Here is a 9,451-nt window from a genome sequence, read left to right as displayed (position 1 = left end):
TGTTAAGCATACCGCCAGCGTTCATCCTGAGCCAGGATCAAACTCTCCGTTTTGTTGTGTTTCGAGTTTGTGGCTCCGAAAAAAATATTTTCCGGAATCCTATCTATAATTTTGATTGTCTTTTTGGGAAATCCCAAAAACAAAATCTTTTGACGAGGATTGGTTTTTTCTTAAGCTTTCAAAGTATTATGTTTTTCAGGTTCAGCGGTCGTTGGCGTCTTTCGCCTTCCGACTTAACTAGAGTAACTATTCATCCCCTAGTTTGTCAAGGGGTAAATTTATTTTTTTTTCTAAATGGTCAAATCGCTTGACTGGTATTACTTTCAGGAGAATGGCTTAAGCGGCGGGAGGGAGGCGAGAAGGAAATGGCTAAACCTGGCTGTGTAAATAATGCACGTTGCTTGTCTCTAAATGGGATCTGATGCAGGTTGAATGATTAATGATTATGGAAAAAGGCAGGAGGAAATCTTTCTGGAGGGATTTATCCTGAATCCCTACGCCTAAACTAACTATATATAGTAATCCGATTTGATTTCTGAATCACTCTTAGAGGTAAGGGACTGGGGATTGGGGACTGGGAAGAAAGAATAAAGGTGTACTGAGTTTTGTTCAAAAATCAAATATGAGTCATATAAGAGCATAATTGTTGCGGAGCTTGCGATTTAAGACTCCCATCCTACAGGTAACGCTTGTATCGGCATTTACGCGATCGCCATTACTATGATCGCGGAGCGTTTGGAGTAGAAGATCGACGTTACAGTGAGTCTAGCGCTGTAAAGGGGCTTCAAAATTTATAATGAGTTTTTGATAAAAAGCTAAAAACTAGACTAGGCAAGAAATACAGATGATCCGACCGCGTAAGGTCTTTGCTCAACATTGGCTCAAAAGTGAAAAGGCGCTTGACGCAATTATTCAAGCAGCAGAGTGTACAGAAAGCGATCGCTCCGTCAAAGGTGATCGCGTCCTGGAAATTGGGCCTGGAACTGGCATCCTGACTCGCCGTTTATTACGCTTAGTGCAATCTCTGGTTGCAGTTGAAATAGACCGTGACTTATGCCAACTGTTGTCCAAGCAGCTTGGTAAGACTGAAAATTTTTTACTACTACAAGGCGATTTTCTCACTCTAGATTTACCATCTTATCTGGCAGCCTTTCCCAATTTTCAAAAGCCAAATAAGGTAGTAGCCAATATTCCCTACAATATTACAGGGCCAATCATTGAGAAACTACTGGGTACGATCGCTAACCCTAACCCCGAACCATTTGACTCTATAGTATTGCTGGTACAAAAAGAAGTAGCAGAAAGGTTGTATGCTAAATCAGGCTCAAAAGCCTTTGGGGCGTTGAGTGTGCGGGTACAGTATTTGGCTGAGTGTGAGTTAATCTGCACAGTTCCAGCAGCCGCATTCCATCCACCGCCAAAAGTTGATTCAGCAGTGGTGCGATTACGCCCCCGAAAAATAGAAATACCTGCGCTTAATCCCCGACAATTAGAGAATTTCTTAAAGTTGGGGTTTGGTGCCAAGCGCAAAATGTTACGAAATAATTTGCAATCTGTGATAGAACGCGATCGCTTGAGCCACTTACTGGAACAATTAAAAATAAATCCCCAAGCCAGAGCCGAAGACCTCAGCGTTCAGCAATGGGTAATTCTAGCAAATGAATTGGGAGTGGGGAGTAGGGAGTAGGGAACAAGGCAGATTTTTTCCCATTCCCCATTCTCCATTCCCCATTGCCCATTCTCCATTCCCCATTCTCAGAAAATGCATTCCTACAGTCTAATTGCCCCTGCTAAAATTAACTTGTATCTGGAAATCATTGGTAATCGCACCGATGGCTATCACGAGTTAGCCATGATACTTCAGAGTATCGGACTTGCAGACCAAATTGATGTGCGTTCTATTAGTACTGACAATATCCGTGTTCACTGCAACCACCCACAAGTACCGACAGATAAAAGCAATCTGGCGTATCGTGCAGCAGAATTAATGGCAAGGCAATTTCCCGAAGCCTTTGCTAAATATGGAGGCGTGGAGATTGCCATCAATAAGCAGATTCCTGTCGCAGCTGGGTTGGCTGGGGGTTCGACGAATGCAGCAGCTGTGTTGGTGGGGATAGATTTACTCTGGAAATTGGGATTAACTCAGTCAGAATTAGAGGAGTTGGGAAGCACACTTGGTTCAGATGTACCGTTTTGTGTGGCTGGTGGAACTGCGATCGCAACAGGTAGAGGTGAGCAACTTTCTCCTCTACCAAATTTGGATAGTATACATATAGTGTTGGCAAAATACCGCAGCCTGGAAGTTTCCACCGCTTGGGCGTACAAAACCTATCGACAGCAGTTTGGTCACTCTTATATTAGAGATAGCGACAACTTGGCAGCCCGTGCTAACGCTGTTCATTCAGGAGCAATAGTAAAAGCTATCCTGGATAAAGATGCGGAAGAAATTGCCCAAAAACTGCACAATGATTTAGAGCGCGTGGTATTGCCAGCCTATCCCCAAGTCTTGCAGTTGCGAGAAGTGTTTGCAAATCAAGAAGGTGTTTTAGGAACAATGATGTCTGGTTCTGGGCCAACAGTATTTGCTATTGTTGAGTCTCAACAGCAGGCAGAACAAGTGAAGCGGCAAGTGAGGGAAGCAATTCTTGATGAAGACTTAGAATTGTTTGTGACTCAGACAATTACACACGGTATTCAGGTGGCATCTTCAGTTTAAATAAATGTTTATCGTTAATGGAGCAGAAGAAATAAGCTGATAAGCTTTTAAGTTGCATAGTTTAAATCGATAGAAAGACGCAAAGATGCAATTTGAATGACAATTAGCTGAGGACAAGAATTATTCCTAATGCTCCAATCCAAAGTCTACAATCTAAAATTTCATGAATGACAATAATTTAACACCACAAACAGATACTAAAGAAGAGATACCAACTAGTCCATTACGCTGTTTTACTGGGGCTGTGGTTTCGGGAGGAATGGGATTTGCAGCGTATTCTCTGATGATTGCGATCGCTACTAATTTTGCTAATAAACCGATCCATTCAATTAATCCATTGGTGCTGAAGATTTCTTCTGCTGTTCGGACTTTGGTTGTTGGTGTAGTTGCTTTAGGAAGCGGTATATTTGGTATAGTAGCAATTGGATTGTTGGCTTTGGGAGTGCAATTATTAGTGCAGCAATTGACTAAGCAAAAAAGTAGTGAAAACTAGTAATTTGCTTTTAATCAGCAACCTAAAGGCACAAGTTTTTCTAACGCACCACGATTTTTGATGAATTGTAATGTCGCACTTTTAGAAGGCTGAAGAACTTGTTGCTGTTTTCTCCAAGTTTTGGGAGAAAGCCCGTGGTGTTGACGAAATTGCCGAGAAAAATGACAGGTATTTTGATAGCCTAGTGCAATAGCAATCTGGTCGATTGTCTTATTAGTATTCTTGAGTAAAGGACGTGCTGCTGCCATCCGACGCTTGACAATCCAACCGTTCACAGTTTCCCCTGTTTGTTTTGCTACTCGGTTAGTCAAATAAGCAGGCGAATAACCAACCGCAAGAGCCACATCAGATAAAGTAATTCCTTGGCGATAATTAGCTTCAATAAAGTCGAAAACTGCTTGTAGTTGGGGAACAGATGGAAAAATGGACTCAGAGTTAAACGATGCAGGTATTGGTTGGGCGACTTGATAAGAGTTAGTAGCGTACCAGTACCTTAATAAAGCTTGCTTTTCGAATCTAACAGCGATCGCTCTGAGCAAATCCTCTATAGTAGAGGGTTTAGTAAGATAATCATCTGCACCCAACTCCATACCTTTGCGAACATCTGTTTGTGTATTACTACCAGTTAAAAAAATAAAAGGAATAATTGCGGTGTCAGGATCTTGACGGAGCGTAGTCAAAACACTGTAACCGTCCATATCTGGCATTTGAATATCGCAAATAACCAAGTCGGGTAAATGCTTTTGTGCTTGCTCAATACCAGCTAATCCATCTTCAGCACCTATGGTGTCAAAACCTTGAGCTTCAAGAACCTCTAAGAAGAGATTGCGGGCAATAGCATCATCTTCAATTACGAGAATTTTTTTCGACGATTCGTGTATCATTTTTCCATCACTAGGATTTTTGTGGCAGGGAATGATGATCAACTTTTGTGCCGAGTGCTCTGTAAAAAACCTATGGCAAATTCTCAACTCAACTTCTGGCTGTAGCATCAGTTGAGAGTTAGATTGAACTAACTTAATAGTCACCAGAATCGATATCTCTAGTCACTCGGGTAAATAAGTCGGCACTATAGCCGTTAATAAGTTGCTAATCACAACTTCCTAAAATTCTGATGGCACTCTTGGCTAGTTCTAAATAATTTGAATTAAAAAGAAACAGAAATTATTTATGATTTTAAATATAATTTTAGCAATAAAAGGTGAATTTTTTTATATTGATAATATAAAGAAATTATTGGTAAGTAGTTAAGCATAGATGATATATAAATATTTTTTATCGCATTTATCTGGAAAAACGGAGTACGAAAATTACTGCCTATAATAAATATATTGTTGGACTACATTGATATAAAATTATTAATTATTGTCATTTCAAAAACTATTATAATAATTAATAAAATTTAAATATTTAATATAGTCAATAACCATAATATTAAAAGATACACTTTCTTAATTTTTTAACTAGATATAACAGCAATACTTAGTGGTTAACGACTTTGACTTATGCATAGCAGTATACATAACTGATTTCAACTCAGCGATCAGCCTTATACACTTTTGAGACATGTTTAGCTCCGAGGAATATTTGGCATATCTGTATGACCATTTCTCAAAGTTCTGTGCCAAAACGTAATAAATAATGCAAAAGTCCATACTAATTTTGTTTCTAGCTAATCATTTGCAACTATTAGGACATAAAGATAAAATCCATAAGTAAAATTTTTATCACACAATAAAATTATTTTGTCAATTCTAATTTAGATGCATTTTCCTAAGAGTTATAGATTTAATAAGTAAATTAGTGTTCATCAATGTAACTGCTCTTAAATTTGCTCTCTTAGGCATCTAACAACATCATAATACAGCTTGTCATCTGTCACAAGGAATACATTTTTTTGATTAATTATATGCACATGGCTTATAAATATTCCAAAAGGAATAGGAAATATTAAGTGATTTTGTATTAATTAATACATTTTGTGTGGAATTATGGGTATTTTTACCTTGTGAAAGGTCTAATTGGAGCACACCACAGGAAATATCCAATAAAGCACGTTTCATTACCAATGTTCTTTTTCCAAAGTTCAAGTTGGTTTTACACTAATGAAAATAAATAAGATTTCAAAAGCGAAAAAATAGACATATCTATCAAAAAATCGTTCATATACTCCTTTGCCAAAGATTGAGTAAGCTTAACGAAGAAGCTGCTTCTGCAATACGGTTCATTTGTAAGAGCGGGTTTAACAAGATATTTTTGATGCTGGTTAGACCCGCCCCTACTTTTAATATGAATTTACAATAGTTCTTAACTTTATCTAAGTTTACTAATCACAATCTTGTTTTTAATAGATCCAATTTAGCAAACTAGGGAAACCCTGTCAGATACAAACCAGTTTTAATTTACACAAAAGAGCACATGTTATGACTCAAAACATCACTGGTTATCCAACACAAATGGGTAGAAAAATCAATAATGAACAAATTGAGCAAATCCTCAAAGCGATTATTGCTGGCAAATATTCCTGGGCATGTGTTTTAATCTTACGGTTTGCTGGTTACAATCCCATAGATTACATACCCTACCGCACATACATTCGACTACTCAAAAATAACTGCTTGGTTGAAAGTTCAAAACCAAACCAAATTGATAGTGAGCATGTAGAAGGGTTAAACCTAAAATCAACCTGGCTTAATCTCTGAAAATAGGTATAAATCAATGTCAGCGATTGAGGCTATTTAAAAGAAATTGATTACAAAATTCCATTAGGAAAGGATGAAGGTTTAAAGCTTTAAACATCCCGTTATTTACGGCTTCCTATTTGTTAAAGGCGTTTCCATATAGGCCTATTGAAAGGAATGTCTGTAGGGTAGCTTGAAATTTTATAATCCATACTTTTTTGGTCACCCCATCCTTAGTATATGACTTACCCAGTTACTACTCCTAATACTCATTTGCAACCCACTCTTAAAGAGATTGTATGGCAGAAAAAGCATGAAGTTGCACAAATCCAGCAAGAGATGTCTTTGGCTTCTTTACAACGTCAGTTAACTGCTGCACCAACCGTCCGAGATTTTCTCTCCGCTTTGCAACAGAGTCATTACCGACCTTGCATCATTGCAGAGGTAAAGAAAGCATCTTTAATAGACGGAATTATTAAAGCAGACTTTGACGCAGTAGCGATCGCTAAAGCTTATGAGCGTGGTGGTGCAACTTGTATCTCTGTCTTCACCGATCAGAAGTTCTTTCATGGCAGCTTTGAGAGTTTACGCACCATCCGCTACCGGGTAGGATTGCCTCTACTGTGCAAAGAGTTCATTTTAGACCCCTGCCAAATTTATTTAGCACGAGCAGCAGGCGCAGATGCAGTGTTACTGATTGCTGCAATTCTCTCAGATAAGGAACTGCAAAACTTTTTACGAGTGATTCACTATTTGGGAATGAATGCTTTGGTAGAAGTCCATAATTTAGCAGAACTAGATCGGGTGCTAAAACTTGATGATGTGCGCTTAATTGGAATCAACAACCAAAGTCTCGAAAATTTTAGCGTCAATATTGGCACAACTGGGCAACTACTGACGGCTAGGCGATCGCAACTACAAAGTCTGGGCATTATCGTCGTCAGTGAGTCTGGCTTATATACACCTACTGATTTATCCCTTGTCGCTCAAGCTGGTACACATGCCGTTATACTTGGCGAGTCTTTAGTTAAACAAGAAGATGTGCAGCAGAGTGTGCGTAATCTGCTCAAACCTACAGCTATTTTCAGATAAATAGACCACATTGATTAAATCAAGGGTCGGTATATCTTCGTTTGCCTCACCCTTGTTTGTTTTGGTCAAGCTTTTTGGGATGGGCGTAGACGCAGAGTGGCTTGTTGTCAGAACATTGCTCCTTGAATAGCAGATGTTGTAATTTCGGTGTATAGTATAACCCTCGACTTTAACAGATTTTGGGTTGACACTTTATAGACTGGCTCAAGATTCACAAATTTATGCGGAATTGATACCAGCGACACTGAAATTGATAGCAGCAACATCATTCTATAAGCAAAATTTATGACCACAGCCAAGAGATATTTTTTACCCCTTATTTTTGTGACAATGCTTGTCAGCCTCAGCAGTTGTAGTTCTAATCCCACTCCTCGTAATATTGGCAGCGAAACACCATCCCCCACCACAACACCGACAAATAACGCATCAGCTCCGACTCCCAGCCAAATTCCTAGCGTAGCTCAGTTGAGAGAAAAATCTCCTAATCAAGAATCTCCTAAGGAAAATACGCCTTCTTCATCAGCACCTAAGGCTGTCACTAGTAAAACTACCAACGTCACACTGTACACCAGCGATACTCAATGTCAAGAATTTATTTCAGAAAAAGTTTCAGTACCAGCCGAAGAACCAGTGACAAATGTAGTGAGTAAAATCTTAGAAAAACGAGATACAAGCGACTTTAGCTTGTCTGGATATCGTGTCAACATCAAAAATGGCATTGCTACAGTTGATTTGCGAATATCTCCTGATTCAAAGCGGCAAATAGCTTCTCTTTCTAGTTGTGAACAGTTTGCACTGTTTGGCAGTCTCCGCAAAACCCTAACGAGTAATTCCCAATGGAATATTAAAGAGGTTCGCTTTACCGAGCGAGGTGAGAACATTGTTCTTTAGTTAAATATGGTAGTAAGTGTCGTCATTAACTAGCTAAAAAGATTTCCCAATTTGAACAACCACAGGATTTGTGCATCAGCAGTTGTTAAAACAGTGCATTTTCTAGGCAATTGAAAACATCTGTAAATAGTGGTAGGATTCATTTTGGCTGCAAGTTTGATGACAGCAATTCGCGGGTGTAATTCAGTGGTAGAATGTCACCTTCCCATGGTGAACGTCGTGGGTTCGAGTCCCATCGCCCGCTTTTGTACTCTAGAGTTCTACGCCCTCGCTAATAAATGACGGCTAATGGTAAAAAACAATTAGCGATTCGCAATTAGCACTATGGCAAATTTTCTCCAACCGCCAAGATTACGTATTGGTGAAGACACCGAAGAAGAACGACACGCTACTTGGCTAGAACTTTTTTATGATTTGGTTTTTGTAGTTGCAGTTTCTCAACTGGCCCACAATCTCAACGAGGATATCTCTTTATCAGGATGGTTTGGGTTTATAGTTCTATTTATACCAGTTTGGTGGTCATGGATTGGCACTACATTCTATGCCAATCGCTTTGATAGCGATGATGTGGGACATCGGCTGCTGATTGGTATACAAATGCTGACAGCAGCAGCAATGGCTATTAATATCCACCACGGTTTGAGTGAGAGTTCCCCCGGTTTTGCCATTTCCTATGCTCTCGGTCGAGTTGTGCTGGTAATCGAATACGTTCGTGCTGGAAGATATATCTCTTCAGCGCGTCCTTTGACCACTCGCTACGCTATTGGTTTTGCGATCGCAGCCTTCTTTTGGTTAATATCAGCATTAGTACCCATTCCTTGGCGATTCGGATTTTGGACACTGGGAATCATTATTGACTTTGCGACACCGTTAACAGGACGTAAGTTTCAGATCGGTTTACTCCCCCACGCCTCTCATTTACCAGAACGTTTCGGGCTATTTACCATTATTGTTTTGGGTGAAGCAATCATTGCAGTGGTCAATGGTGTTTCTGAGCAAAAATGGGATGTTTTAACCGCGATTTCTGCTATATTCGGTCTAATTATCGCCTTTAGCTGGTGGTGGGTATATTTTGATAACCTGGGTGGTAAACCTATTGAGATAGCGCGGACACATGGAAAAGTTGGTGTTGTCAATCTCTGGCTCTACACCCATTTACCGCTAGTGATTGGGATTGCTGCTGCTGGAGTCGGTGTAGAACAAATCTTGTTGAGTAAGCCAGCTTTAGCACTACCCGATTCTCAGCGATGGCTCATGTGTGGTTCCGTAGCATTATGCTCTCTAGCTGTCAGTATTCTTCACAGATTTGGAGTGATCCGTTATTGCAAAATTCGTTCCCAGTATAGACTTGGGGGTGCAGTTGTGCTGCTAGCGATCGCTATTTTTGGCAGAGGTTTGTTACCTGTTGCAGTCATTGCCCTTGTAGCTATAGTTTCTGCGGTTCAAGTCGTTCAAGATTTATATCAGAGTCGTCCCACTACCCGCTTGGTTGACCCAGAAATCTAACTCCTGGCTAATTTATTTCATACCCTCTTTTGGTTCTAGGGGCGCACAGCTAGCTGTGCGCCCCTAAAAAGT

The 9,451-nt window shown here is 39.8% G+C and carries 8 protein-coding genes and 1 tRNA gene; 8 read left to right on the top strand and 1 reads right to left on the bottom strand.

The features are described 5' to 3' along the window. The first annotated feature begins 844 nt into the window (after positions 1-844). The 3 genes from rsmA (at position 845) to ABF638_RS34950 (ending at position 3,209) form a co-directional block, all read left to right on the top strand. Complete coding sequence (rsmA, locus tag ABF638_RS34960) at positions 845-1,687, top strand: 16S rRNA (adenine(1518)-N(6)/adenine(1519)-N(6))-dimethyltransferase RsmA (RefSeq protein ID WP_435027376.1); 843 nt, start codon at positions 845-847, stop codon at positions 1,685-1,687. 75 nt (positions 1,688-1,762) lie between these two features. Further along, positions 1,763-2,716 (top strand): 4-(cytidine 5'-diphospho)-2-C-methyl-D-erythritol kinase, encoded by a 954-nt coding sequence (gene ispE / locus ABF638_RS34955; protein ID WP_435027375.1) that lies wholly within the window; start codon positions 1,763-1,765, stop codon positions 2,714-2,716. 163 nt (positions 2,717-2,879) lie between these two features. Continuing rightward, complete coding sequence (locus ABF638_RS34950) at positions 2,880-3,209, top strand: DUF3082 domain-containing protein (protein ID WP_435027374.1); 330 nt, start codon at positions 2,880-2,882, stop codon at positions 3,207-3,209. Between the two features lie 14 nt (positions 3,210-3,223). On the opposite strand, the gene ABF638_RS34945 is transcribed toward ABF638_RS34950, so the two are convergent. Next, on the bottom strand, positions 3,224-4,093 hold the full coding sequence (locus tag ABF638_RS34945) for a response regulator (RefSeq protein WP_435027377.1): 870 nt from the start codon (positions 4,091-4,093) through the stop codon (positions 3,224-3,226). A gap of 1,539 nt (positions 4,094-5,632) precedes the next feature. Between ABF638_RS34945 and ABF638_RS34940 the strand changes: the two genes are divergently transcribed. From ABF638_RS34940 to ABF638_RS34920, 5 genes are all read left to right on the top strand, one after another. Next, positions 5,633-5,911: a HetP family heterocyst commitment protein gene (locus ABF638_RS34940; RefSeq protein WP_181930872.1), complete on the top strand. Its 279-nt coding sequence runs from the start codon at positions 5,633-5,635 to the stop codon at positions 5,909-5,911. A 219-nt stretch (positions 5,912-6,130) separates the two neighbouring features. Then, positions 6,131-6,982: an indole-3-glycerol phosphate synthase TrpC gene (gene trpC / locus ABF638_RS34935; RefSeq protein WP_435027373.1), complete on the top strand. Its 852-nt coding sequence runs from the start codon at positions 6,131-6,133 to the stop codon at positions 6,980-6,982. Positions 6,983-7,267: 285 nt separating this feature from the next. Further along, positions 7,268-7,873, top strand: coding sequence for a sporulation/spore germination protein (locus ABF638_RS34930; protein ID WP_435027372.1), 606 nt, complete (start codon positions 7,268-7,270; stop codon positions 7,871-7,873). A 172-nt stretch (positions 7,874-8,045) separates the two neighbouring features. Beyond that, a tRNA-Gly gene (locus tag ABF638_RS34925) sits at positions 8,046-8,117 on the top strand. An 80-nt stretch (positions 8,118-8,197) separates the two neighbouring features. Beyond that, positions 8,198-9,379, top strand: coding sequence for a low temperature requirement protein A (locus ABF638_RS34920; RefSeq protein ID WP_435027371.1), 1,182 nt, complete (start codon positions 8,198-8,200; stop codon positions 9,377-9,379). The last annotated feature ends 72 nt before the right edge of the window (positions 9,380-9,451 follow it).

Source organism: Nostoc sp. CALU 1950, from assembly GCF_051172895.1.
In the GTDB taxonomy this organism is placed as follows: Bacteria; Cyanobacteriota; Cyanobacteriia; order Cyanobacteriales; family Nostocaceae; genus Nostoc; species Nostoc edaphicum_A.
Note: the sequence above shows the minus strand (reverse complement) of the source record. Positions and strands in the feature narration are given on the sequence as shown.

Bases quoted from the DNA above. Each gene is read 5' to 3' on its own strand.
- ispE (WP_435027375.1), top strand. From the start codon at position 1,763: ATGCATTCCTACAGTCTAATTGCCCCTGCTAAAATTAACTTGTATCTG.
- ABF638_RS34950 (WP_435027374.1), top strand. From the start codon at position 2,880: ATGAATGACAATAATTTAACACCACAAACAGATACTAAAGAAGAGATA.
- ABF638_RS34930 (WP_435027372.1), top strand. From the start codon at position 7,268: ATGACCACAGCCAAGAGATATTTTTTACCCCTTATTTTTGTGACAATG.
- trpC (WP_435027373.1), top strand. From the start codon at position 6,131: ATGACTTACCCAGTTACTACTCCTAATACTCATTTGCAACCCACTCTT.
- ABF638_RS34940 (WP_181930872.1), top strand. From the start codon at position 5,633: ATGACTCAAAACATCACTGGTTATCCAACACAAATGGGTAGAAAAATC.
- ABF638_RS34920 (WP_435027371.1), top strand. From the start codon at position 8,198: ATGGCAAATTTTCTCCAACCGCCAAGATTACGTATTGGTGAAGACACC.
- ABF638_RS34945 (WP_435027377.1), bottom strand. From the start codon at position 4,093: ATGATACACGAATCGTCGAAAAAAATTCTCGTAATTGAAGATGATGCT.
- rsmA (WP_435027376.1), top strand. From the start codon at position 845: ATGATCCGACCGCGTAAGGTCTTTGCTCAACATTGGCTCAAAAGTGAA.